This is a genomic window from Bacillus sp. ISL-34 (assembly GCF_018613325.1).
Taxonomy (GTDB): Bacteria; Bacillota; Bacilli; order Bacillales; family DSM-1321; genus Peribacillus.
The window spans coordinates 18,861-43,415 of sequence record NZ_JAGGQJ010000001.1 but is presented as its reverse complement, the minus strand read 5'-3'; the positions used below and the strand labels follow the sequence as shown (position 1 = coordinate 43,415).

Annotated in this window: 21 protein-coding genes and 1 riboswitch; of the genes, 10 read left to right on the top strand and 11 right to left on the bottom strand. The window is 39.2% G+C overall.

Annotated elements, in window-relative coordinates:
• Window positions 1-35 precede the first annotated feature (35 nt).
• Entirely contained in the window at window positions 36-404 is a 369-nt protein-coding gene (locus tag J7E52_RS00285; protein WP_214743172.1) for a carboxymuconolactone decarboxylase family protein, read from the top strand.
• Window positions 405-455: 51 nt separating this feature from the next.
• On the opposite strand, the gene J7E52_RS00280 is transcribed toward J7E52_RS00285, so the two are convergent.
• Complete coding sequence (locus J7E52_RS00280; protein WP_214743171.1) at window positions 456-1,085, bottom strand: spore coat protein; 630 nt, start codon at window positions 1,083-1,085, stop codon at window positions 456-458.
• Window positions 1,086-1,261: 176 nt separating this feature from the next.
• On the opposite strand from J7E52_RS00280, the gene J7E52_RS00275 reads away from it, so the two are divergent.
• Window positions 1,262-1,405 carry a hypothetical protein gene (locus J7E52_RS00275; protein WP_214743170.1) on the top strand — a complete coding sequence of 48 codons (144 nt, stop codon included), beginning with the start codon at window positions 1,262-1,264 and terminating at the stop codon, window positions 1,403-1,405.
• Between the two features lie 102 nt (window positions 1,406-1,507).
• The gene (locus J7E52_RS00270) at window positions 1,508-2,017 is read left to right on the top strand and encodes a DUF3231 family protein (protein WP_214743169.1); all 510 of its coding nucleotides are present in this window, start codon (window positions 1,508-1,510) and stop codon (window positions 2,015-2,017) included.
• 297 nt (window positions 2,018-2,314) lie between these two features.
• On the opposite strand, the gene thiC is transcribed toward J7E52_RS00270, so the two are convergent.
• The 8 genes from thiC to J7E52_RS00230 form a co-directional block, all read right to left on the bottom strand.
• A complete protein-coding gene (gene thiC / locus J7E52_RS00265; protein WP_214743168.1) occupies window positions 2,315-4,093 on the bottom strand; it encodes a phosphomethylpyrimidine synthase ThiC in 1,779 nt (592 codons plus the stop codon).
• A gap of 135 nt (window positions 4,094-4,228) precedes the next feature.
• Window positions 4,229-4,343, bottom strand: a riboswitch (TPP riboswitch).
• Between the two features lie 115 nt (window positions 4,344-4,458).
• Window positions 4,459-5,247, bottom strand: coding sequence for an HAD family hydrolase (locus J7E52_RS00260; protein ID WP_214743167.1), 789 nt, complete (start codon window positions 5,245-5,247; stop codon window positions 4,459-4,461).
• 170 nt (window positions 5,248-5,417) lie between these two features.
• Window positions 5,418-5,951 carry a histidine phosphatase family protein gene (locus J7E52_RS00255; RefSeq protein ID WP_214743166.1) on the bottom strand — a complete coding sequence of 178 codons (534 nt, stop codon included), beginning with the start codon at window positions 5,949-5,951 and terminating at the stop codon, window positions 5,418-5,420.
• Between the two features lie 221 nt (window positions 5,952-6,172).
• The gene (locus J7E52_RS00250; RefSeq protein WP_214743165.1) at window positions 6,173-6,625 is read right to left on the bottom strand and encodes a hypothetical protein; all 453 of its coding nucleotides are present in this window, start codon (window positions 6,623-6,625) and stop codon (window positions 6,173-6,175) included.
• A gap of 890 nt (window positions 6,626-7,515) precedes the next feature.
• Window positions 7,516-8,991, bottom strand: coding sequence for an alanine/glycine:cation symporter family protein (locus tag J7E52_RS00245; RefSeq protein WP_214743164.1), 1,476 nt, complete (start codon window positions 8,989-8,991; stop codon window positions 7,516-7,518).
• A 485-nt stretch (window positions 8,992-9,476) separates the two neighbouring features.
• A complete protein-coding gene (locus J7E52_RS00240; protein ID WP_214743163.1) occupies window positions 9,477-10,430 on the bottom strand; it encodes a proline racemase family protein in 954 nt (317 codons plus the stop codon).
• On the bottom strand, window positions 10,427-11,464 hold the full coding sequence (locus J7E52_RS00235) for a proline racemase family protein (RefSeq protein WP_214743162.1): 1,038 nt from the start codon (window positions 11,462-11,464) through the stop codon (window positions 10,427-10,429). The genes J7E52_RS00240 and J7E52_RS00235 overlap by 4 nt, the downstream gene beginning before the upstream one ends.
• The gene (locus tag J7E52_RS00230; RefSeq protein ID WP_214743161.1) at window positions 11,461-12,636 is read right to left on the bottom strand and encodes an NAD(P)/FAD-dependent oxidoreductase; all 1,176 of its coding nucleotides are present in this window, start codon (window positions 12,634-12,636) and stop codon (window positions 11,461-11,463) included. Before J7E52_RS00230 ends, J7E52_RS00235 begins: the two co-directional genes overlap by 4 nt.
• Before the next feature lie 357 nt (window positions 12,637-12,993).
• Here J7E52_RS00230 and J7E52_RS00225 point away from each other — a divergent pair, with 357 nt between their 5' ends.
• From J7E52_RS00225 to J7E52_RS00210, 4 genes are all read left to right on the top strand, one after another.
• Window positions 12,994-14,667 carry a sigma-54 interaction domain-containing protein gene (locus tag J7E52_RS00225; RefSeq protein ID WP_214743160.1) on the top strand — a complete coding sequence of 558 codons (1,674 nt, stop codon included), beginning with the start codon at window positions 12,994-12,996 and terminating at the stop codon, window positions 14,665-14,667.
• A 73-nt stretch (window positions 14,668-14,740) separates the two neighbouring features.
• The gene (locus J7E52_RS00220; RefSeq protein ID WP_214743159.1) at window positions 14,741-15,013 is read left to right on the top strand and encodes a (2Fe-2S)-binding protein; all 273 of its coding nucleotides are present in this window, start codon (window positions 14,741-14,743) and stop codon (window positions 15,011-15,013) included.
• Window positions 15,010-15,342, top strand: a complete 333-nt coding sequence (locus tag J7E52_RS00215; RefSeq protein WP_214743158.1) for a (2Fe-2S)-binding protein — start codon at window positions 15,010-15,012, stop codon at window positions 15,340-15,342. Before J7E52_RS00220 ends, J7E52_RS00215 begins: the two co-directional genes overlap by 4 nt.
• Window positions 15,339-16,544, top strand: coding sequence for an NAD(P)/FAD-dependent oxidoreductase (locus J7E52_RS00210; protein WP_214743157.1), 1,206 nt, complete (start codon window positions 15,339-15,341; stop codon window positions 16,542-16,544). The genes J7E52_RS00215 and J7E52_RS00210 overlap by 4 nt, the downstream gene beginning before the upstream one ends.
• 262 nt (window positions 16,545-16,806) lie before the next feature.
• Here the strand turns inward: J7E52_RS00210 and J7E52_RS00205 are convergent, their stop codons facing one another.
• Window positions 16,807-17,352, bottom strand: coding sequence for a helix-turn-helix domain-containing protein (locus tag J7E52_RS00205; RefSeq protein ID WP_214743156.1), 546 nt, complete (start codon window positions 17,350-17,352; stop codon window positions 16,807-16,809).
• A gap of 525 nt (window positions 17,353-17,877) precedes the next feature.
• Between J7E52_RS00205 and dapA the strand changes: the two genes are divergently transcribed.
• The 3 genes from dapA to J7E52_RS00190 all read left to right on the top strand — a co-directional run bounded on the left by dapA (window position 17,878) and on the right by J7E52_RS00190 (window position 22,083).
• Complete coding sequence (gene dapA / locus J7E52_RS00200; RefSeq protein ID WP_214743155.1) at window positions 17,878-18,756, top strand: 4-hydroxy-tetrahydrodipicolinate synthase; 879 nt, start codon at window positions 17,878-17,880, stop codon at window positions 18,754-18,756.
• Between the two features lie 91 nt (window positions 18,757-18,847).
• The gene (gene gucD / locus J7E52_RS00195; RefSeq protein ID WP_214743154.1) at window positions 18,848-20,314 is read left to right on the top strand and encodes an alpha-ketoglutaric semialdehyde dehydrogenase GucD; all 1,467 of its coding nucleotides are present in this window, start codon (window positions 18,848-18,850) and stop codon (window positions 20,312-20,314) included.
• Window positions 20,315-20,766: 452 nt separating this feature from the next.
• A complete protein-coding gene (locus J7E52_RS00190) occupies window positions 20,767-22,083 on the top strand; it encodes an MFS transporter (RefSeq protein WP_286197300.1) in 1,317 nt (438 codons plus the stop codon).
• A 1,213-nt stretch (window positions 22,084-23,296) separates the two neighbouring features.
• On the opposite strand, the gene J7E52_RS00180 is transcribed toward J7E52_RS00190, so the two are convergent.
• Window positions 23,297-24,436 carry a zinc-dependent alcohol dehydrogenase gene (locus tag J7E52_RS00180; protein WP_214743153.1) on the bottom strand — a complete coding sequence of 380 codons (1,140 nt, stop codon included), beginning with the start codon at window positions 24,434-24,436 and terminating at the stop codon, window positions 23,297-23,299.
• Between the last annotated feature and the right edge of the window lie 119 nt (window positions 24,437-24,555).

The following is a 24,555-nucleotide window of genomic DNA, read 5'->3' as shown; positions in this document are numbered from 1 at the left end:
TGATGAAAAAAATTTAGGATGGAGCTGAATGGAAAATGGAATTTGAAGCTAACAATTCTACTGAAAATGCTCTTCGTGATTATAAAGCTGGAATTGGTGTCTTTACGTATAAAATGCCTGATCTCGCTGAGAAATTCAATTCGTTTACGGAAGAGTGCTTTAAAGAAGGTCAATTATCCAAGAAAGATAAACAGCTTATCGCACTAGGAATAAGCTTATATTCACAAGATGAATACTGTATTATCTATCATACAAAAGGATGTCTTGATCAAGGCTGTTCCGAACAGGAAATTCTTGAAGCCATTGGTGTGACCGCGGCATTCGGCGGAGGAGCCACAATGAGTCAGGCTGTAACCCTCGTCCAGGAATGCATCCAGGAAATAAATCAGATGAAACAGGAATAAAGAAGGGATGGGACAATTGTCCCATCCCTTCTTTATTTTTTACAAATGCTTTTAATGACTCATGTTGTTATTTCTTTGTGCGGGTGCATAAGAATTCATCATTTGCAGCATGTCCTGCTGTGCAAGCTGTGGAACTTGGTAGTAATGATGTTTGTTTTGATATAACGAAATCTCATATGCCATTTCAATGCAGTTCGGAACGGAATCTGCAAATACGCGGCGTACCACCGGATTCGTTATTTCAAGCGCTGCCATCGCTTTCATGGATGCTGCAGACTTGACAGCTCCGAGCATCATCGCTGAAATGCATTCATCCGTAATTTCCGAGACGGATTGCAAAGGTTTCTTTGGCTGTGTTGGTGTCAATCCATATATAAAATCGTTACCTTGATTCATTTTGTAGCTCTGGGTCGGTTTAGAAGGATCCTGGCCCGATTGGAAGCACTCCAATGATATATTATATTCTTCTTGGATGAACTGATATTGACGATCCAAAATGTTCAGCAATTCCTGATCCTGTACATGCTGACGCAAAAGAGTATACGTGTTTAAAGTACCAATCGCTCCCGACAACACTTCATGTACATCGAATACTTCGTGACCACCGTGATTCATTTGTGGGGGAATAGCACCCGTTTGCATGTTCTGGTGTACTTGACCTTGTTGATTTTGGTTTTGCATCGTATTTCCTCCTTGTTTTATCAATGGTGCGAACAAGTTTAGTATGTTAAACCCCAACAGGATTATTCAATCTAAACTCTTCCAAGAAGACCAATAAGCTGCTGCATCATGTTTTCTGTATAAAAAAACCGTGGCGCTTTAAACTATAAACACTTTATATTATGGGAGGATTTCTAATGACACATAAATGCTTCTATTGCAGTGATGACACGGAAGAAAAAAAAATCCATGTCGTAACATTCCAAGTTACTGACACGGATAGAAATGAAATGCTCTGTGATGAATGTTATCAAGAATGGCTACAAGGAATAAAAGGTTAAGCATTGAAAGCCCTCTAACTTTTCCAAACATCAACGATGTATACATGGATGAATTCAGGGTAATTTAAATGCGTTAAATAGTGAATTCCAAGGAGGATGGTTATGGGAATTTTAAGCGGAAATCCGAAAGAAGAGCCTATGCATTACGGAGAGGTATTTGGAACATGGGCATTTCTAACAACTACAAAAGGGTTGATTGCCTGTCATCAAACCATGCTTAATCATACTGGCGACAAGGACCTGCATAAATTACTTGTTGAAGTGATCAAACAAGGGAAACAGGAACATGACCAAATTGAATTATTATTAAAAGAAAATAACGTAGGACTGCCTCCGTCACCACCTGAAAGACCTAAAGCTAATTTGGAGGATATTCCCGTTGGGGCACGTCTTCAAGATCCTGAAATCTCTGCTTCAGTATCAATCGATATCAATGCAGGATTAGTTGCTTGCAGCCAAATCATGGGTCAATGCATCCGCGAAGATATTGCACAGATGTTCGCACAATTCCATACCAATAAAGCTGCATTGGGTGCTGACTTCCTAAGATTGAATAAGGAAAAAGGGTGGCTTGTCCCTCCTCCTCTTCATATTAATAAAACAAGTATGTAATGTAAATAGTAATGAAATATCCCCTAATCATGTGACATTTGTGATTGGATGCCCAACATGATTAAGGAATTCATTTCGATAATCCGAGGACGATTACGGAATCACTACCATTGCAGACTTTCGATTAAGTGGCACTTTGTGCATTGTTGACTATAATCAGTTTTTACAAATTCATGATTACAATTCTCGTGTAAAATGTTCAGCTCCCTTTTCAGCTGTTCCAATTGAGTTTCCAACTGTTTCATTTCAACTTTTATTTGGATTACCCGATTCATCGAATTCTCCCTCTCGTCGGAATCATTGATAGATTTCCCCGTCCGTTTTCCTAAATTCATTCGCTTTTTCTTTAAGGCCTTCATCGATTACCGACTCAAAACCCAGACCCTTTTCCTTCGCCAAATCACGGATGTCCTGAGAAATCCTCATACTGCAGAATTTTGGTCCGCACATTGAACAGAAATGGGCTGTTTTGGCACCCTCGGCCGGAAGTGTTTCATCGTGATACTCAACTGCCCTTTCAGGATCGAGGGCAAGATTGAATTGATCTCTCCAACGAAATTCGAATCTAGCCTTCGAAAGGGCATCATCCCGTTTTCTTGCCTGCGGATGGCCTTTAGCAAGATCAGCTGCGTGGGCTGCAATTTTATAAGTAATGACCCCTACACGAACATCCTCTTTATTCGGAAGTCCCAAATGCTCTTTCGGTGTCACATAACAAAGCATGGCCGTTCCAAACCATCCAATCATGGCAGCACCAATCGCAGAAGTGATATGATCGTATCCAGGAGCTATATCCGTCGTCAATGGTCCCAGGGTATAGAATGGTGCTTCTTGACAGACTTCCAGCTGCTTATCCATATTTTCTTTAATCAAATGCATCGGTACGTGACCGGGTCCCTCCACCATGACTTGAACGTCGTGCTTCCAAGCTATTTTCGTCAGTTCCCCGAGTGTTTCCAACTCAGCAAATTGTGCCTCATCGTTTGCATCTGCAATGGATCCAGGACGGAGGCCGTCACCTAATGAGAAAGAGACATCATAAGCCTTCATGATTTCACAAATCTCTTCAAAGTGAGTATAGAGAAAACTTTCTTGGTGGTGAGCCAAGCACCATTGTGCCATGATGGAGCCCCCCCGGGAAACGATTCCCGTAACTCGCTTTGCAGTCATGGGAATGTATCGCAAAAGCACACCAGCGTGTATGGTGAAGTAATCGACACCTTGCTCAGCCTGCTCGATTAATGTATCCCGGAAAACTTCCCAATTTAAATCTTCAGCGACTCCATTCACCTTTTCCAGTGCTTGATATATCGGAACCGTCCCAACTGGCACAGGTGAATTCCTGATAATCCATTCCCGGGTCGTGTGAATATTCTTTCCGGTGGAAAGATCCATTATGTTGTCGGCACCCCAACGTGTAGCCCAAGTCATTTTCTCCACTTCAGCTTCGATCGATGAACTAACAGCGGAATTTCCAATATTCGCATTTATTTTCACATGAAAATTACGTCCGATGATCATGGGCTCACTTTCAGGATGGTTAATATTTGCCGGAATGATTGCCCGCCCGCTAGCAACCTCTTCTCTTACAAACTCAGGGGTTACATTTTCCCTGATCGAAATGAACTCCATTTCCGGAGTAATGATACCTTTTCGGGCATAATGGAGCTGGGTTACGTTTTGCCCTTTCGCTGCACGCAATGGTTTTCTTTTCAATCCCGGAAAAACTTCCGCTTTGGTTTGTGACTCTTTTTTATACCCGTTATCTTCGGGCTTTATTTCACGTCCTTCATACTCTTCAACATCTTCCCTTTCCAGAACCCAGTTACGTCTAATCGGGGCAAGACCTTTATGAATATCAATGGGATATTCTGAATCCGTATAAAAACCGCTTGTGTCATATACTCGTAAAGGCGCATTCTCCTCTTCGCCGAATGACCCTGTAGTCGGACTTAGCTTAATTTCACGCATGGGTACTTTAATATCGGGTCTAGATCCCTCAACATACACTTTTTTACTCCCGGCAAAACTGGACATAATTGAAACGTTAATGTCATTTACTGAATTACTCATCATGATTTCATTTCTCCTTTTTAAGTTCATTTAAAAAGGACAAAATCCAATCCATTTCGCACGAAAAAGCCAGATCTCATATTTAAGACCTGGCTAACGTTAGTATGGCTACAGAAATGACCAATTGAAAAGTCATTGTTTAGTAGATTCTAACTTCCCCACGCTGGTATGAACCAGATCAGGTCCTGAGGGTTAAGAAGCTTAAGCGCTTCTCTCTCAGCCCAACTTTTATTGGACACCCCTAGTCTAAATAATTTAATTGATTACAGGGTAACTATATCTCACCCTTTTCATTCTGTAAATAATTTGAAAGACCTAATATTTTCATTACAACTCTCCAAAATTTGTTATTTGGAGAGGACCGTCAATTAATTCCCCAGGCTCTCAAGGATTGGGTAAAGCTCCTCTAAATGCTTGATTTCATAGGTTGGAATCACTTCATTCCGTTCCTTATCATGGCGATTTATCCAAACCGACTTTATGCCTACTCTTGATGCTCCAAGGATATCGGTCATTAAGTTATCCCCGACCATCAATACTTCATCCTTATCAAGCTCCATGATTTCCAAAGCATGCTCAAAAATGGAGGCATCCGGTTTACCTCTTCCAAATGCGCCTGAAATCACGATTTGGTCGAAATAAGGAACTAGTTCAGGCGTAATTTCAAGTTTGGTATTTTGCAGCTCAGGAGATCCGTTCGTAAGCAATAGCAATTTATACTTCCCTTTTAATTCATCCAGAACACGAAATGTTTCTTCATAGATAAATGGCTTTTTGCGTCTCTCGGCAGGGAAACGTTCTGCCAGTTCAAGCCCAAATTCCGGGTCATCGATCCCTAATGCCTTCAAACCTCTCGTCCACGCTTCTTTCCGATATGCCGGTGCAATCCCGGCCATCTTCCGGAATTCATCATGATCATCCTGAAAATTCCCCCATAGTCCCTCAAATGGGTTGATTCCGATCATTTGTGTGAATGCATATGTATCGTAAGAAGAATAAAGCTCACGCGCTTCCTTTCGCACCGCTTCTTCAAACTCTTCGACATTCAGATCATATTTCTCCTTGGCCACTTCACATGTGGCCACAAAAGCCTCTTTTACACTTTTCTGATCCCATAGTAATGTATCATCTAAATCAAAAAAAACTGCCTTCAGCAAAATGTCCACCCCTCTTTCCCTATTATTGAATTCGAAAAAATTACACTATTACAATAATAAACCACAACCAATAAAAAAAGAATAACTATTCGGAAAATCCCTTCCTCTTTCTTAAAATCAGCAAAAATGACTTACCTTTTCTGGTAGGCAACCAGATATTTTCCCACTTATCATCTTTCAAATACATACAGCTTTCCATTACTGGCAATCTTGAATTTTGGACCGGTGAACCCTCGTCGGATCAGCTCTTTCCTCATATATACCATGAGGGCGGCATGACTTACGATCAGAACATCCCTTTCCCCCTTTGCAAAGACTTCATCCAATACTTTATTGATTCTTCGCTCTGCAATCTTAATTTCCGACCTTGTCTGCCTGTTTAACACCGAGCAGCAGCGAATCCAGATGGCCCAAAGGATGAAAGGCAGCTTTACCCTTCCTTTAAGAGGGGGGGAAGGTATTTCCCGCAGATCCTCCATCCGATGAACCGTACCTGGGTAGATATGTTCCGCTGTCTTGACCGCTCTCGACATATCACTGCAATAACATTCCTGCCAATCCTCCGCGCCAAATAAAGTCGTTCCATAAATAATATCCGCTGCATCATAGTCCTCAAACCATTGCTTCATATCATCCGCCGTCACAGATCTCCCAGTAGGAAATTCATGTGCCACCTTAAAATGCCGTACCAAACCAATTTTCATATATTCTCCTTTTTATCTTTTAAAATAATCGTTTCTTGTAAATGCCCTTATCAATATATTACCCTATGTAAAACTATAAAAAAAAGTATGTTGAAACCATTAAAAAACCTTACTGGACTCTCCCTTGACATTGTGTATGTTTAAAAAATTTTAAAGATCCAGGAGTTTAATTATGATAGCATCGAAAAAAGAGAACGCATCTCGCATTCTCCATTTATCGTTCATTCTATGAATTGAAGTTCTGTTATCGTACATCTTTTCCTGAATTTATATTTTCCGCTCAAATCACTGAATTGATAATCATTTAGGGATTTCCCCAGTTGTTCCTTTAGCTTATCCACAGTGATGGATTCCTCAATTGTTTCTTTCCAATTTTCCTTTCCGATCAACTCATCGACCGGAATGGTAGTCAGGACTTCATCATATATCTGGATGCTTTGATCGATGCCGAAGCTGCCATAGATACTGCCATTTTCATCAGCAAAGATATGCTCCGATTCCAATTCTTCCACCAATACTTCTAGATATTCCTTTGACTTAACAGGCTTGATGGCAATCTCTGCTTCCGCCTTTACAGGTCCCAATCTCTTATCGACGATCTCTATCGTCAATTTAACGTGAACGGGCGGAAACCCAAACCCTTCACAAAGTTCTGTTGCCGAATTATATACCATCTGTACATCCTCCTTTTGTCACTATCATTATATAATATAAATACTCCATTTCATTACCAAAAACCCTTATTCAAGAACACTAAGCATCGTCTCTTTTTTGAAGATCACTTTACTTTTTCGATTCATAATAATTGATTTTTCAATGTTTCATCTCCGCTTACTTATGTACTGATATCTTTTACTAAACTACGCTTCAAACAAAACTCCTTTTTGAATTCTCTTAGAAAAAAATGCTTTTACAATTATTTCTTCAAGTTCCTTATCCAGTCCAAATTCCCCTAAATACTATTTAAATTCCACCTTGCTTATTAAACTATCCTGCCCCTTCAGTTCCATAAGTAAAGAAGCTGCTGACCAACTCCTGGTAATGAAGTGCAGCACCTGTTAGTTCAAAAAGCAATTACTGCAACAGGTTGGATATTCTTGAAACGGCATTGGATTTAAAAAGGTCCCCAAATGGCCTAACTAAGAGGAGAGAAGAGTCTCTTGTTTTAATGATATAATAATAATCCGCTTCAGCATTTAAATTTTTAGTGTAACTTTTGGATTTATTTTGCACTTTTTTAATACATATTTTTTGCGTGAAAAGTAAAAAAGGATCATACGTATTAGTCCTGCTAATATGTATGATCCTTTTTTATTTATTCCACAAAAGCGCCTGATTGTTGAAGAACTATAATTAATGTTAGAAATTTATTAACTGTAGAATTATGTTAAGAAAAAGGTGGTTTCCTTTCCCTTCTTTATTTACATAATATTCGTTTTTCAGTATCCTCGATAAAAGCGTTTTTTTGTTCCTCATTTCACTAAAGGTACACACACATTTTGACGTAATCTCACACAAAGACATATTCTATGGTAAGGGAGTGTTTTATTTGTCCCCTCCTCCCTTAACCGATAGACTCTTTGTCTTTAGAAGCCTCACTTTCCATCTCTTTACATTTCCCTTCCCAGAAATCAGCTCCACTTATCCCTACTTTTCTTGGATCAAAAATCGGGTCTTTACCTGCTTTTTTCTGAATTTCATAATCCTTTAATACTTTTAAGGTCGGTTTTGTCAGAAGTAAAATAGCGATAAGATTAAGCCAAGCCATACTTCCTATACCCAAATCCCCTAGGGCCCATAATAAAGATGCTGATTCGACGCTTCCAATGTACACCATTACTAAAAATGCAATTTTCAGGACTGTTTTCAACCACTGAAACTTTAGTTTTTTATCAAGATAAACAAGGGTCGTTTCGGCAATATAATAATAGGCCATCAAGGTGGTGAAAGCGAAGAAAAAGATGGCTATGGAAACAAATGCAGAACCAAATCCTGGTAGAACAGTTTCTACAGCTTCCTGAGTATAGATTGGTCCAGCTTCAATATTACCCATTGTTTCAACAATTGGTTCTTTTCCTTCTGGTGTAACGCTATACATGCCCGTTACAAGAATCATTAGAGCCGTCGCAGTACATACAACAATCGTATCGATATAGACAGAAAAGGCTTGAACTAATCCTTGCTTGGCAGGATGTGAAACTTCAGCAGCTGCAGAACTGTATGTTCCTTCACCAACACCAGCAACGTTAGAGAAGACCGCCCTCTTGACTCCCCACGCAATAGCTGCACCGATGATGCCCCCAAAAGCCTGATTCGTGCCAAATGCGCTCGAGAAGATAAGAGAAAACATATCAGGAACCTTCGTAATATTCGCAAATAAAATGATGAATGTAACTACCACATATCCCATTGCCATAAAAGGAACTATTTTATCTGCGACATTAGCAATCCGCTTAACACCACCAAAAATAATCGTTGCAAGCAAGACAACTAATAAAACTCCGGTGATACTCTTATTTATACCAGATGTATTTTCAAATCCAACCGCAATAGTACTTGATTGTATGCCTGGCAATAAAAATCCATAGGAAATTGTGACAACGATAGCGACCAACACAGCAAACCACTTTATCTTTAATCCCTTTTCAATAAAATAGGGTGTACCTCCTCGGTATTCATTTCCTACTTTACTTTTATATACTTGGGCAAGAGTGGATTCTATAAAGGCACTAGCCCCTCCTAATATTGCCATTACCCACATCCAGAAAATCGCCCCTGGACCTCCAAAGGCAATGGCCGTAGCCACACCTGCTATATTCCCAATTCCTACACGTCCTGCCAGAGCCATACAAAAAGCCTGAAAAGATGATACTCCTGTATCTGAGCTCTTGCCTTCGAACAGCAATTTAATCATTTCTTTAAAATATCGTATTTGTAAAAATCGAGTGGCAATCGAGAAAAATAACCCTGCTCCTAGTGCAAAGACGACCAATCCGAGACTCCACACTTGTCCAACTAACCATTCTACTATTTTCTCCATCCAATCCCCCCAATATTATACTTGTATATTTAATGAAAATTCTGAAACTCTCTATTCTTCAAATGCAACTAGACAATGCTATTTGAAAGAGTTCAATTCTTGTAAATATTGTAGTTCTGGGATGGTAGTTTATTTTCGGTCCAAAAGTCTCTCTGTATTAAAATAATAGATTATACACTCTTGTAATATTTAATTATAAGAGTGGTTCTCTACACCAATTAAAAAGGTGGGCACTCCCATAATCAATAAGCTCTGTTTGATAGCTATATTAAACAGCCTCCTTAAAACAACAACTAGGCAACTATGAATACTCTTATTTTAAATTTATAAGAGCCCATTTCAATGGTATATAACCATTGAATGACTGCAGTCTTCTATGTTGCAATTATTAATCCAGATTGTGTCTGCTTTAAGCGATTCACCAGTTTGTGCGCTATAATGTTTTCTGCAGCGAGTTTAAATGGAGTATTATTTGCTCTTTTCAATTATTTCAATAAAAATCCAGCAGGCAGGGGATCAGTTGGGTCCAATACAAATAACTGCATACCTGTAATGAAGCCGCGGCTTGTCAAAGTGAACTTGTATCCACTCTCTGTTTGTTTGGCTACTAGTACTGTCAAAGAGCTTTCAAAAATACTTTCATTTACGAATGGTTCTTCCATAGACAATCCACCTTTAGAATGTAAGCTTGTATAACATGCCATCGTCGATCCGAAGCCAGGAGAACGAACAATATACTTGTCCTCACGGAAAGTGATCGTTTTAATTCGTCCCTCTTCTAGATGAGAATCATCCATTAAGATGGCACCTTTTACAGGGAATTTTGACTCGAGAGCCTGAAACACTGTTTGCCCCCATCTCTTCAATTCAGAAAGTTCCTCGACAAGAATCTCTGCAGACATATCACGTTTATCAAACACTGCATATAACTGATCAGCTTTCACGAGAGAAAACTTTGTATTTAAATGCGAATAAGACAATGGGATGTTTGTCTGGACTACTTGACACGGTTCACTTTCAATCACCACTGAAACCACTTCATCCTTCTCCATAATAGTGGTAACCAAAATCACACCACTGACCGTTTCGATTTTGTATTCACCTGACGCCCTTGGTTTCATATGGCCACATTCCAGTAAAGTTGTAATCACAGCAACGATGCCACCGTAATGAAGGGGAACCGTTCCTTCATGATTGAAAAATAACACTGAGGCATCTGCTTCTCGAATAAACGGCGGAACAACAAGACAGCCATTTAAGCCTGCAAATCCGCGCGGTTCATTCAATAAAAGGTTGATTTCTTCTGCAAAAACCTGCGGAAACTGTTCATTTAATTGTTCCAAATTCTGATAATGAATGAATGGCACATCTTTGATAACCCGGAACGCCTCACCGGCTACATGTACATCTGTGGTTGAATATACCTTTTGAATCTTCATTTCACGTCCTCCATTTCATGTTCCATCGGGGGAATGAGTAGAAACCCTTCCTTGAGCGGATCTTCTTCGTGGTAGAAGAACCGATGCATTCCCATCAGCCAAGCTGACCCCGAAATTTTGGTCACTACAGCCTCGATGCCTTCTACATCCGTTATTTCCAGTACGCTCCCTCTAAATAGGGATCCGACAATGCTTTCATGAACAAATTCTTCCCCAATTGAAATTTCTTGCTTAGCATATAGAACTGCCAATTTAGCAGAAGTGCCAGTTCCACATGGAGAGCGGTCGATTCCTCCTGGAGGAACAACAACTGTATTTTTCACATCTGCTTCCTCATGGGTCGGTTCGGTAAAGAACTCAACATGTGTTAACCCTCGGATAAATGTATATTGCGGGTGAACAATTTCAGTTTTTTCATTAATGGTATTTCTAATGTTAATCGCTTTTTCAATAATGTTGGAAGCATTCTCTGGAATTAAATCCAATCCAATCGATTTAGCGTCGATGATTGCGTAAAAATTGCCACCATACGCAATATCAGCATCTATACATCCTAGTCCCTCAATATCAACGGAAACGCTTTTTAATAGAAACGCTGGGATATTACAAAAAGATACTTCTTTCGCCTTTCCATTTTCTACGGAAATATCCACTTCAACGAGTCCAGCAGGCGTATCCAATTTTAACGAAGTGACCGGTTCCTTAACTGGTATCAATCCCGATTCAACTAGAGCAGTACACACACCAATTGTGTCATGTCCACACATTGGCAAATATCCACCCGTCTCTATGTAAATCACGCCAATATCCGCTTCCGGATGGCACGGATCCGTTAACAAAGCGCCAGACATGACATCATGGCCACGTGGTTCGTTCATTAAATGCTTGCGAATCCAGTCATACTCCTTTTTCATATGGAGCATCTTTTCTGACATGGTTTTTCCAACGAGTTTCGGGAGACCGTTAATTAGCGTCCTCGTTGGATTCCCTCCTGTATGTGTATCAATTGTTGTAAAGACTCTTTGTGCCTTCATCTGCTCAACACCCTCTCTTTAAAACGGTTAAAGCTAATCGGTTCAACGGGAATAGACGTTTCTTTTTCATTAATTAGTTCTTCCACTATTTTCCCTGTCACTGCCGCCAGGCTGATTCCGTCACCTTCATGACCGGCCGCAATATAATAATTTGGAACTTGCTCCACCCGGGAAACGATTGGCAAATGGTCTTCCGTCCACGGTCGTAACCCTGCGTACGAGCGAATCACCATCATATCCGCCATTTTTGGATAAAAGCGTATTGCTCGGTTAGCGATACATTTGATGACTTCATTGTTTATTTTCGTATTAAAGCCAACGAATTCCCTGCTGCTTCCGATTAAAAAATTTTGGCTTTCAGTTGGTTCAAAGACAAGGGCTACTCCGTATTTTTCAGTTAGTGGATCGACGCGACGCTTTCCACCAAACTTTGAAATTAAGTAACCAAACTCCATTACTTTTCGAGATCCAACATGTTGTTGCCTTGAAGCAACGATAATATGGCCTTTTCTCGGTTCAATCGGAATTGAAAGATCAAGCATCCCTCCTATTCGAGGCGCCCATACCCCTGCCGCATTAACGACATGATCCGCGGTAAAAACTCCGTTTGTCGTTTCTACAGTAAATGAACCACTTTCTTCTTTTTTCATTTGTTTTACTTCGGTATGTTTCAAGGTTTTAGCACCTAGTTTTTTTGCTTCCTCAAGAAGTGAAAAAGCTAGAAGATAAGGATTAACCGTGGAATCAGTGGCACATTCCAAACCGCCAAATAAATCATCTGCAAAAAAGGGAGAATCCTGCCGGATATCCTGCCGATCAAGCATTCGGAATGGTAAGCCAGCTTCTTTTTGACGGTCAACCCATTTCTGAGCCGCTTCCATCTCCTCTTCTGACTCACAAACTAGGATGCTCCCCGGGGCCCGATATTCAAAAGAATGCTCCAACTCCCTGCTTAATTCATCCACTAAATTCTGACTAACCAACGACATCTGACTATCAAAACCTGGATCTTTATCAATAGCCAAAATATTGCCGTCACATCGTGACGACGTGCCACTGACAAATTCCCCTTTTTCAATTATCGTTACGTCTCTTCCGTATTTAGAAGCATAGTAGGCAATTGAACAACCAATTATTCCCCCACCAATCACTAAAACGTCACAGTGTTTCACATAACATTCCTCCCCTCGACGAAATGGCTTCATTATCTAACGAAGCAATTAGTGTGCCAACTAGAGTGAAGCTTTACTATGGGTAATTATTCCATCTCTACTGATTGTTAGAGAGACCTCGTGGGGAGAAAGCAACAAAGAAAAGCGATAGCTTTTAGAGACGTGGCACTATTAATCTTTGTTCCTATAATCAGGCACTTATGGACAGTTATTCCTGATTAGGCCCCTCGATTTCTAGAGGTTATGGTTCTACTGCCTTATATGCGGAATAATTGTAAAAATTTTTTGAATGTTTTAAAAATAAGTGTATAATTTTTTTCACAGTGTTAATATTTTTTTACAGTCCGGGAGGGTATCATGTTATTTTCATTACCGTCAGTGAAAGAAATAATAAAACGTCTGCTAATGGATACACCGTTCGATAAGGACCACATTGAAGAGAAAAACGGTGAATTTTATTATTGTTCAACAGCAAAAACACATGAGCTTCCATGCAAGGTTGTTTATGAGGATGATTCGTTCATCAACTTGATTCAGGCGTTTAGTCATCATTCCACAGCTGTTATTCTTGATACAAACAAAAATCCAATAGGCTATATAACAGCCGTACAAATTCTCAATTTTCTTTATAACTCTTACTATCAATTAAAGGCCTTTTATGAAACTGTCATTCAAACGACGGACGCCTCCGTCACAGTCATTGATGACAAGGAGCGCGTTTGTACATGGACAGAAGGTGCAGAAAAAATTTTCTCAGTCAACAATCAAGATATAATTGGCCGACCGATTACCGATTTTTTTGACTATAATAACCTAATAATCTTGCAATCATTGCATGAAGGGAAAAGTATTGTAGGCCAGTACCATCAGCCTCGGTCCGATTTGTTTGTTTTAATTAACGCTAACCCAGTTTATATTAATGGGCAGATTATCGGTGCAGTCGTTTCAGAAACGGATGTCACGAATCAAGTCGTGCTTAATGAAAAATTATTTAATATGTCCAACGAAGTACACCGTTTAGAACAAGAAGTAGCAAAGTATAAAGACTCGTCTGATCCCTTTAATTCCATTAAAGGAAAGAGTGTTGCCCTTCAAAAAACAGTGAATTTAGCTAGAAAAGTGTGTTCTGTTAAATCAACGGTTTTAATACTGGGCGAAAGCGGTGTCGGAAAAGAGGTATTTGCTAAAGTTATTCATGAAGCGAGTGAAGAACCACACGCACCTTTTATTTCAATTAACTGTGGCGCGATACCAGAGTCTTTATTTGAAAGTGAATTATTCGGGTATGAGCGAGGCGCCTTCTCCGGCGCTAACCCTAAAGGAAAAAAAGGAAAAATAGAACTGGCAAAAGGAGGTACATTATTTCTTGATGAAGTAGGCGATATGCCGCTCGATATACAAGTAAAGCTTCTACGCGTAATACAGGAGCGGAAATATTATCGTGTCGGTGGAGAAAAAGAAATCGATATAGACTTCCGTATCATTGCTGCCACAAATCGTGATTTACAAGAATTAATGGAAGAAGGGAAGTTTCGTGAAGATTTATATTATCGCTTGAATGTAGTCAGTCTGCACATCCCTCCTTTAAGAGAGAGGAAAGAGGATATTATCGAATTAACCCATTATTTTTTAAACGATTTTTCATTGAGTTATCAGCGTCCGGTTCATGAATTTCCTCCAGAAGTAATCCATGAACTTCTTCGTTATGATTGGCCTGGAAATATTCGCGAACTTCGCAATGTTGTGGAACGGCTTATCGTATTTGCGACAGATGGCGTAATAATAAGAGATTATTTGCCCTTTCATACAAATAATATCAGCTTTGATAACACCCCCACGATTGCATCTAATGCACTTAAAGAAAATGACTTCGTTATTAAAACTCTACAAGAGGAAATGGATCAACACGAGAAAAAAGTAATTGAAAGAGCGTTACAGATTTTGGATGGAAATAAATTAGAATGCGCTAAACAACTCGGTATTACAAGAACTACTTTATACAATCGATTGAAGCGACTTGGCTTAAATTAATCCTCTTGCGTCGTTAAGTTGGCACGTTTTTTGCATAATATCCTTCATATAAGAAAATGAGGGAGGAATACAAATGGCTAACAAAGAGAGCATCGTTATTTGCCGTTGTGAGGAAGTTACTTTCGGACATCTTCAGTCAACAGCAAATGAACATAAATGCACAGCAAGAGAATTAAAATTAAGAACGAGAGCTGGAATGGGCTTTTGTGGAGGCCGCACGTGCAGGCCGACAATAGATAGGATTATCGAGAGTATCATTCCTAATGTTTCACCTGGTGAAATTCCGTTAAAATACCAGCCACCTATTCGACCGGTGACATTTGGAACAGTAGGTGAAAATCAATGACTAGAATAGTAAATCATCCTATTTTAGGGAATTTAGATGATAGTGAACGTATTTCTTTTCAATTTGATGGAGTTACATATGAAGCGTTTGAAAATGAAACAGTTGCTGCTGCTCTTTTAGCAAATGGAATAAGAAAACTGCGCGTTCATGAAGATAATGGAACACCTAGGGGTATTTACTGCAACATCGGCCACTGTCTGGAGTGCCGTGTAACTGTAAATGATCAAGTCAACGTCAGAGCCTGCTTAACGGTTGTAGAAAAAGATATGGTCGTTGAAAGCGGAAAACAGCATCCAAATATTATAAGAAGGATGGTGGAACAACGATGATTGATGTAATTGTGATTGGAGGAGGACCAGCAGGATTATCAGGAGCTATTGCCTGTGCAGGCTCTGGACTCAAAGTGACAGTTATTGATGAATTTATAAAGCCAGGCGGCAGATTGCTCGGACAACTTCATCAAGAAGCTTCTGGAGAATGGTGGAATGGCATTAAAGAATCCGAACGCCTTCATCAAGAAGCGAAAAAGTTATTGGTCGATATCCGTTGTGGTGTATCTGTTTACAACTTAGAGAAAGAAAATCACCTATGGAATGTGCATACGAGCCTAGGTACGCTAGAAGCACCATTTGTACTAGTGGCCACCGGAGCAGCCGAGTACCCTATCCCACTACCCGGTTGGACCCTTCCCGGTGTAATGTCCATCGGTGCGGCTCAAGTAATGACAAACGTTCATCGCATTCAAGTTGGCAAAAAGGGTATCATTATCGGAGCGAATATTTTAGCATTTGCGATTTTAAATGAATTACAATTAGCTGGCATAACGATTAATCGAGTTGTTCTCCCAGAAAAAAGTGCCCTTAGCCAAAAAGCGGGTGAACCTGAGGAAGTTATGAAATCGCTCTTAAAAGCGGCTCATCTCGCTCCATCACCGCTATTACGAATCGGGAGCGGGTTCATGAAAAATGACTGGATCAGAAAAATCGGGTTGAAATTTTATCCAAAAAACGGCATGAAAGTAAACGGTACTCCCCTCCAACTTCGTAAAGCTGCACTCGAAATTATCGGTAAAGATCAAGTAGAAGGAGTTCGTATCGCCGATATAGATGTTAATGGCAATGTTGTTGCTGGATCAGAAACAATTCACGAGGCAGATTTTGTCTGTATAGCAGGTGGGTTATATCCACTGACAGAGCTTGCTGCCGTTGCCGGGTGTCCATTTCAATACGTTCCTGAACTTGGTGGCCATGTGCCCCACCATTCAGAGGCGATGGAAACCCCTCTCGATGGGCTATTTGTAGCCGGTAATATAACAGGTATTGAAAGCGGTAAAATTGCCATGGCCCAAGGAACAACTGCAGGCCTCTCAATCACCAAACATGCCGGAAAAGGATTGAAAACAATTGATCAAGAACTGCAACAAGCAATACAAAATGTCCGCATCGCTCGCCAACAATCTGCAATCCAATTCAATCCAGGAAATGAACAAGCTTTGGGGAAATCTCTACCAGGCACAAGGATAATTCATTAACACGGGTGACATGAATTTCCTGTTACGGGTTATGATGCGATGCCAAACAGTTCATCACTGAATGCACTGTGATTTTGAGCAGACCTCACCCCTTGGTGAGCCTGCTCATATTAATCATAAGAATCGCTTCTATGTCACTCTAGTTGGACTGATGATGTTCCCATTTGAAGTCTACAGGTCTTTTTATACCGATACACATTCTCTCTAGTTTAATAGTACGGTATGTTCTGAAGTTTTTTACATCAGAGCCGACTTCTGAATATTAAATAGTGATAGATGAAATGCATAGAAACTTCACATCGGAACCTGTTTTATTCATCCAATTATGAGGGGTAGTCGAGTCTAAATACATACAATCAGATGGATACAAATCATATTCTTCATCGTCCATTAAAATAGTAAGAGTGCCTTCTAAAACATAAAGAAACTCTTGTCCTTTATGTGAATAAGAACTTCCCTTATTATCACCCGGTTTCAGCATGACTAAAAAAGGAGTAAAAAGTGGATTTTCTATATTACTAGTTAAATCTTTATAAATAAAACTATTCGGTCTATTGTTTAAATCATTTAAAGCATTTCGTATAACGGTAGATTTAGTCTTTTTTTCTGGATCAGAAAAAAAGTAGCTTGGATTGACATCAAGGGCTTCAGAAACCCTTTTTAACGATTCAAGTGTAATAGATGACTTTAAACGTTCTACTTGTGATAAAAAACTAATAGAAAGATTGGTTTTATCAGATACTTGTTTTAATGTCAATTTTCGATCTTTGCGCAATTTTTTTATTTTAACTCCTATTGAATCGTCCATTCTTTATCCACCTTTAACCTATATATACTAGAAATTTATGTTCCACACGGGTCATAGTGAGTAAAACTCTCTTTTGCTTAGCAATTAAAGTATTACGTTAATTTCATTAATCGTACTTAATATATTATTCGAAATCAAGTGGATTACTGATTAACTCAGCATAATCCCCCACCTAGGACCCCTTTACTTCTAAATTAAAAAAGTTAAATTCAGAAAATTCTGTTTACAAAGTGTAATCAGTGTGATAACATCATCAATAAATGAAGTGATACTTCAATTTTATCAAAAAAATTTCACTGAAGAAAAAGTGTGTTTTCAAAAAAGATTAAATTAGGAGGATGTTATTATGGCAAAACTCTTTGAATTTCATGCAAGTCCCCCCTTTTACTGAAGATTATCCAGAAGATCACGATATTCACAAACCCATGTGGCAACACTAAAAAATGAAGCTCCACTTCAATTTTAGTGAAAACTTTAGTAAAAAAAGTATATTTAAAAAAAAGATTAAATTAGGAGGAGTTTATTATGACAAAATTTAATGGAGTTTATGTAGCGCTCGTTACCCCTTTTACTGAGGATTATCAGGTTGATTATGATAGATTGACAGAATTATGTAATTGGTTAATTGAACAAGGAGTAGATGGGCTTGTTCCAGGGGGTTCTTTAGGAGAATATGCTACTCTTACAGGCGAAGAAAGAGCAAAATTAATAGAAACTGTAATCAAAGCGGCTAATGGTCGAGTTCCGGTTGTAGTCGGTTCAGGTGCACCTTCAACTGCTCAATCTGTTAAATGGGTACAACATGCAAAAGAACATGGTGCAGCAGGTATTATGGCTTTACCTCCAATCAACTATAAGCCTCTAGAAAATGAAATTATCGAACACTATAGAGCACTATCTGAGATTGGTCTACCAATTATTGCTTATAATAATCCAAAAGATTATCCAACTGATTTAACTCCTGATTTACTAGCTGAAATTTCGAAATTTGAAAATGTAGTTGGCGTCAAAGAGTTTTCAGGTGATGTACGTCGTATGCAAGAAATTCTAGAAAAAACCAATCTTGAAGTAATGGTTGGGGTAGATGATCTTGCTCTTGAAGGAGCGTTGGTTGGAGCTACTGGTTGGATTTCTGGAGTTCCAAATGCTTTACCAAAAGAAGGTGTAGAATTATTCCAGTTAGCAAGAGAAGGAAAAGTAAAGGAAGCACTTGAGCTTTATAAGCATCTTTTACCTCTTTTCCGTTATGATGCTAGTCCTCAACTAGTTCAATCTATTAAATATATGATGGAATTAGCTGGTAAACCAGTAGGTCCTACACGTCCGCCTCGCTTACCATTGAGTAAAGAACACTATCAAAAATTAGAAGAGGCTTTTAATTATTCTAAACAAGTAAGTGTTTAATTTTTTAAAAACATAAAAAATCTATCTGAATGGGTACATTGGGCTTTAATAATTTGTACCCATTCACTATTTTTCAAGAAAGGGTGTTAGCATGACTGTAAGTACAAAAGCAAAAACATATTTAAATTATATAAATGGCGAATGGGTAACTGGCTTAAATGAACAAGTAGAAGCAAGCATTAATCCCGCTAACAAAAACGAGATAGTAGGTCATATTCAAAAATCAACAAAAGAAGATTTAGAAAAGGCAGTCAAAGCAGCGCATCAAGCAAAAAAAGCGTGGAGAAAAATGGGGCAGGCAGAAAGAGGCCAATTTTTATTTATTATAGCCAACATTCTTGAGGAGAACTTGAACGAGATTGCTGAAACCATGACAAAGGAAATGGGGAAAACACTTCCTGAGGCAAAAGGAGAAACAGCGCGTGGCATCGCAATCCTTCGTTACTATGCTGGTGAAGGAGTGAGAAAGGATGGTGACGTCATTCCTTCTTCTGATAAGGATGCCCTTATGTTTACAAAACGAACACCAATTGGTGTTGTCGGTGTCATTACGCCTTGGAACTTCCCTGTCGCTATTCCAATTTGGAAAATTGCACCTGCTCTCGTGTATGGTAATACAGTCGTGTTTAAACCAGCAACTGAAGCAGCGGTAACGGCGGCGAAAGTGGTGGAATGCTTTGCTAAAGCGGGACTTCCTGAGGGAGTATTGAATTTCATTACAGGTTCTGGATCAGTAATCGGACAATCTTTAATTGATCACCCTCTATTAAATGCCATCACGTTTACTGGTTCAGAAACTGTTGGTGAAGGTGTGGCAAAATCCGCTGCTGCACGCGGTATTAAATTTCAATTAGAGATGGGTGGGAAAAACCCAGTAATTATCACTAAAGATGCCGATTTAGAAGTAGCGGTAGAAGGCGTGATAAGTGGTGCTTTCCGCTCAACTGGTCAAAAATGTACCGCCACAAGTCGGGTAATTGTAGAGAGTCCAATTTACGATGCTTTTGTAGAAAAATTGGTTCAAGACACGAAGAAAATTACTGTAGGAAATGGTCTAAAAGAAGGTATCTGGATGGGTCCATGTGCAAGTGAAAGCCAATTTAATACAGTAAGAAAATATATTGAACTTGGAAAAGAAGAAGGCGCTACTCTCATAACTGGCGGGGAGACATTAACAGGTGGAGAATTTGAAAAAGGTTTTTATGTTTCTCCAGCTATTTTTGGAGCTGTAAAATCAAATATGAAAATAGCCCAGGAAGAAATCTTTGGTCCAGTTATTGCCCTCCTTCGAGCCACAGACTTAGAAGAAGCCATTGAAATAGCTAATCATACAAAGTATGGATTGAGTGCATCCATTTTCACATCTAATATAAGCTCTTTGCTTGAATTCATTGATGACATTGATGCAGGTCTCGTTCGGATCAATGCAGAAAGTGCAGGAGTTGAACTTCAAGCACCATTTGGAGGCATGAAAGCATCTAGTACTGGATCACGTGAACAAGGGGAAGCTGCGAAGGAATTCTACACGGCTATAAAAACAGTCTTTATTAAAGGTTAGTTAAAATGATTAACAAGCGGTAATACCTATAAGAATTTGCTAAATGATCTCATGATTGAAAGGAAGTAAAGTGAATGAAGTTTCACGGCATCATCCCTTCAGTGGTCACCTTATTTAATACCACTGGAGATATTGATTTGAATTTGAATCCCAAATGGCGCTATACAGACAACATTTCGGAAAAATTGTACTTAAGGCTATAAATGTTGAAATAAAAGGAACGTATCAATAACAAGAGTTTTTGGGGCTTAAACGTTCTTAAACTTCAATTCAAATCACTATTTCAAGAAGCTGAACTCATTCTCAAAAAAACAAAGTAATATCAATTTAACAAGTTACCGTTATTCGTTCTTAGTGCACATAAAATGATCATTTTCCCTATTCAAATTTGCTAACGTACAAAATTTCCGTTTTGTTATCGTGAACCCTTGTAAAGGGAAAGGGGTAAGACTTTGAAAATTGCATCGAATACTAATCAAATGCAATATCCGTTAGAAACGACGAAAAAATTCCGTTGGACGATTGTTTGTTGGCTCTTAATAGGCGGGATAATTAACTATCTTGATCGCACTAATTTATCAATTGCGACACCAGAAATTATGAAAGATTTAGGTTTCTCAAAGACAGATATAGGTCTGTTAGGAGCGATTTTTTCCTGGGTCTATGCGTCCATGCAACTTCCCGCAGGGTGGCTTATTGATAAGTATGGAGCAAAAAGAGTATATTTTGTTGCAATCATTTTATGGAGTGTTGCCACAGCTTTAACAGGAATGGCGAATACGTTAGTCATGTTTATTATTGCTAGGATCTTCCTTGGAATTGGGGAGGCCCCAACTTGGCCGACAGGTGCGAAAATTACTTCCGAATGGTTTCCAAAAAAAGAAAGAGGTTTGGCTACGGGATTCTGGGATTCTGCCTCCAAATGGGGACCAGCAATTTCTCCACCGATTCTTATTTTCTTAATGGTTACCTTTGGATGGAGGGGGTTATTTTTCGCGACCGGTTTAATTGGTATAATCTTCGGGGTTATTTTTCTCATCTTTTACCGTAGCCCTGAGAAGAGCCGCAAACTTACTGAGGAAGAACTGAATTACATTTCATCTGATCATGAAGAAGAAAATGAAAAAGAGAAAACTGCGAAAATTAAATGGGGAGCCCTCTTTACATATCGAACGATGTGGGGGTTGATATTAGGTTACTTTTGTACAATTTGGATTTGGAATATATTCCTGGTCTTCTTACCACTCTATTTAATTGAGACCTATCATATATCTTTAACTGAGCTAGGTGTCTACGCAAGCATTCCATATTTAGGTGGTGTTTTTGGCAACATATTTGGTGGATATTTAACGAAGAAAATGGTGGATCGTGGTATGGCCTCTCCAATGAATTCAAAACGCATCTTAATTTCAACAAGTGCTATATTGACAGCTGTTGTTGTCGTGATACTTCCGTTTGTTCATAGTATCATTTTCACCGTTGCCTTAATGACTCTCGCAATCTGCTTTATTTCATCAATTACAGGTGGATCTTGGGCCCTTGCTGCGGACGTTTCACCTACTTCTGTCGTGGCATCTACTAGTGCAATTATGAGTTTTGGTGGTTACTTTGGCGGTGCATTCTCCCCAATTGTAGCAGGTATGATTGTGGACACTACCGGTTCTTACACATTAGCATTTATTTCGGGTGGAATTATTGCCGGATGTGCGGCTCTTTGTTTTTGGGGTATTGTGAAAAAACCTATTGAGGTAAGAACAGACTTCACATGATTATAATTGAAGGTATGTTCATTCTCCATGTAATCACTTACACTAGGGGTACCGCTTTGACTGTACCCTCTCTACTAACCAACGCAGAATACACATAGTTCTGAATGAATAATGCCGATGATTCCTACGTAGGAATTATCGGCTTTTTACAAGTAATCTGAAACGAATAGAACGAAGGAATTTAATAGAATTATACTCCCTGCTCCTTCTTAGACACTGAAGCGCCTACTAAATCATTTATGCACGGCGGCTCTCACAACATGATTGTGTTTTGCGGTGTCTACTCCGACAATTAAGATTTCAGAAGTAATTTGAGAGATTTTAGGATTTTGGCTATAATTCATTGTGAGGCCTCCAAATAGATGTTTTGGTCCTTTTAGCTGGCCAGCTTGAGACACATTCATCTTATCAATAGGTCTTTTTTCGTTCAAACCTCATTTTCAGTTATTAAAGGAATGCTACCCCGATAGTTCCACAAGAAGAAGGTTGCCTCAGTAACCTCAATAATTGAACTAAAACAAATATTTCATTAGATGTAGGGTATTCCCTTCCCCTCTATCAAGGCTTTCAAATTTGCTAACGACTGATTGAAGCCTCCCGAATTCATTGTAACTCTTATTCCATTTATTTCCTCATCTAATATAAAGGACATAAGAAGCTTCTCTGTTAGATTATTATGAACACTAGGCATTAATGTAAAAGTTACATTCTCCCCTACATTCAGGTTGGGGATTTTCCAAGGAAAACCCGGAACATATCATTGTGAGAGCTTATACTCATTAGTAATAGCATTCCAAACAGTTTCTTTATCCCCATCTACCAAAATAGAACATATATCTTCTGTATTCCCCATAACTTTCCTCCATTAATTTAATCCAACCAATTGTTATCTATTAACACATCTTATAACGAATACTTGTATGGATATTGTTGGACTTTACTATTAATAAATTTAAAATTAATCTCCTTCAAAGCATCTGTTTGTTAGCTGTACTCCTATACTCTTTGATTTTCAACAATTTCCTACACATTGTTCAAACTTATTATTCAGCTTAAAAGCCCCGCTTAACAAATGCAAGTAGTATCATTATTGATTTATTTATTGTGGACGGTTTTTGGGAGAAAGGCTAAGCAGGGCTAAGAAAAATAAAAAACAGCTAACCGTTGATATTCAACAGTTAGCTGTTTTTTTGTATCCTTTCACGCTATCACATTATGGCTTTAACACCACTTTAATACATTCATCTTCGTGATCGTTAAAGATTTGATAGGCTTCACTCGCTTTTTCGAGAGGGACTTTATGGGATATGATTTCCGTGGGGTCGAACTCTCCAGCCGTGATTTTATCAAAAAGCTTGGGCATGTAGTGAATGACCGGTGCTTGTCCCATTTTCAGGTTAATGTTCCTCTCAAATAAATTACCTAATGGGAACATATTATATTTGGATCCGTATACGCCAGTCAGTTGAATCGTGCCGAATTTACGTACGGCGTTAAGTGCGATCTCGATAGCACTTAACGTTCCACCCTGAAGTTTCAGCTTTTGCTCAATTGCCTCTATCGTTGATTTCTTGCCATCCATTCCCACACAATCTATGACCACATCGGCCCCGCCTGAAGTGATTTCCTTAATGTAGCTGCCCATATCATTATATTCATCGAAGTTATACGCCTCAACCTTATTCATCTGTTTTGCCCTATTGAGTCTATAAGGAAGATTGTCGATGGCAATGACCCTTTTTGCTCCTTTCATCCAAGCGAACTTCTGAGCCATCAAGCCAATCGGCCCACAGCCCAATACCGCTACCGTATCATTTTTCTTGACGCCAGCGTTCTCTACACTCCAATATGCTGTTGGCAGCACATCGGACATGAACAAAAGCGCCTCATCTTCAAGTTCACATGACTCTGGGATGACAAACGGCATGAAGTTTCCATATGGGACCCTTAAATATTCTGCCTGCCCGCCTGGATAGTTCCCATATCGTTCTGTAAAACCAAAGTACCCGCCTGTATCCACAGCTTCATTGGGGTTTGAATTATCACATTGACTCTCCATATCATGTTCACAATAATAACAGTGCCCACAAGAAATGTTGAAAGGCAGGACAACCCTGTCCCCTTTTTTCACCTTCGTTACTTCCGGACCCACTTCTTCGACGATGCCCATCGGTTCATGGCCAATGACGTAATCCTTATGCGTCGGCAAAGCACCCTGATATATATGGAGGTCGGACCCGCAAATGGCCGTTGAAGTCACTCGGACGATGATATCATCCTTTTGCTGAAGTTTCGGATCTTCAACTTGTTTTACCTGTATATCCTTTGCTCCTTGAAAAGTTACAGCCTTCATATTCAACCTCCTAAAATATTCTTAATACATTTGATATACCCGCCAAAAAAGACTACTAAGCCTATGAACACCTGAGTTTCCCAAGAATACATATCCTTCATTACAAAAAAATCCCCGGA

Excerpts from the sequence above, each read along its gene's own strand:
- thiC (WP_214743168.1), bottom strand. The coding sequence starts at position 4,093 with ATGATGAGTAATTCAGTAAATGACATTAACGTTTCAATTATGTCCAGT.
- J7E52_RS00270 (WP_214743169.1), top strand. The coding sequence starts at position 1,508 with ATGGGAATTTTAAGCGGAAATCCGAAAGAAGAGCCTATGCATTACGGA.
- J7E52_RS00245 (WP_214743164.1), bottom strand. The coding sequence starts at position 8,991 with ATGGAGAAAATAGTAGAATGGTTAGTTGGACAAGTGTGGAGTCTCGGA.
- J7E52_RS00285 (WP_214743172.1), top strand. The coding sequence starts at position 36 with ATGGAATTTGAAGCTAACAATTCTACTGAAAATGCTCTTCGTGATTAT.
- J7E52_RS00250 (WP_214743165.1), bottom strand. The coding sequence starts at position 6,625 with ATGGTATATAATTCGGCAACAGAACTTTGTGAAGGGTTTGGGTTTCCG.
- dapA (WP_214743155.1), top strand. The coding sequence starts at position 17,878 with ATGACAAAATTTAATGGAGTTTATGTAGCGCTCGTTACCCCTTTTACT.
- J7E52_RS00280 (WP_214743171.1), bottom strand. The coding sequence starts at position 1,085 with ATGCAAAACCAAAATCAACAAGGTCAAGTACACCAGAACATGCAAACG.
- gucD (WP_214743154.1), top strand. The coding sequence starts at position 18,848 with ATGACTGTAAGTACAAAAGCAAAAACATATTTAAATTATATAAATGGC.
- J7E52_RS00180 (WP_214743153.1), bottom strand. The coding sequence starts at position 24,436 with ATGAAGGCTGTAACTTTTCAAGGAGCAAAGGATATACAGGTAAAACAA.
- J7E52_RS00255 (WP_214743166.1), bottom strand. The coding sequence starts at position 5,951 with ATGAAAATTGGTTTGGTACGGCATTTTAAGGTGGCACATGAATTTCCT.
- J7E52_RS00205 (WP_214743156.1), bottom strand. The coding sequence starts at position 17,352 with ATGGACGATTCAATAGGAGTTAAAATAAAAAAATTGCGCAAAGATCGA.
- J7E52_RS00215 (WP_214743158.1), top strand. The coding sequence starts at position 15,010 with ATGACTAGAATAGTAAATCATCCTATTTTAGGGAATTTAGATGATAGT.
- J7E52_RS00210 (WP_214743157.1), top strand. The coding sequence starts at position 15,339 with ATGATTGATGTAATTGTGATTGGAGGAGGACCAGCAGGATTATCAGGA.
- J7E52_RS00220 (WP_214743159.1), top strand. The coding sequence starts at position 14,741 with ATGGCTAACAAAGAGAGCATCGTTATTTGCCGTTGTGAGGAAGTTACT.
- J7E52_RS00275 (WP_214743170.1), top strand. The coding sequence starts at position 1,262 with ATGACACATAAATGCTTCTATTGCAGTGATGACACGGAAGAAAAAAAA.
- J7E52_RS00240 (WP_214743163.1), bottom strand. The coding sequence starts at position 10,430 with ATGAAGATTCAAAAGGTATATTCAACCACAGATGTACATGTAGCCGGT.
- J7E52_RS00225 (WP_214743160.1), top strand. The coding sequence starts at position 12,994 with ATGTTATTTTCATTACCGTCAGTGAAAGAAATAATAAAACGTCTGCTA.
- J7E52_RS00235 (WP_214743162.1), bottom strand. The coding sequence starts at position 11,464 with ATGAAGGCACAAAGAGTCTTTACAACAATTGATACACATACAGGAGGG.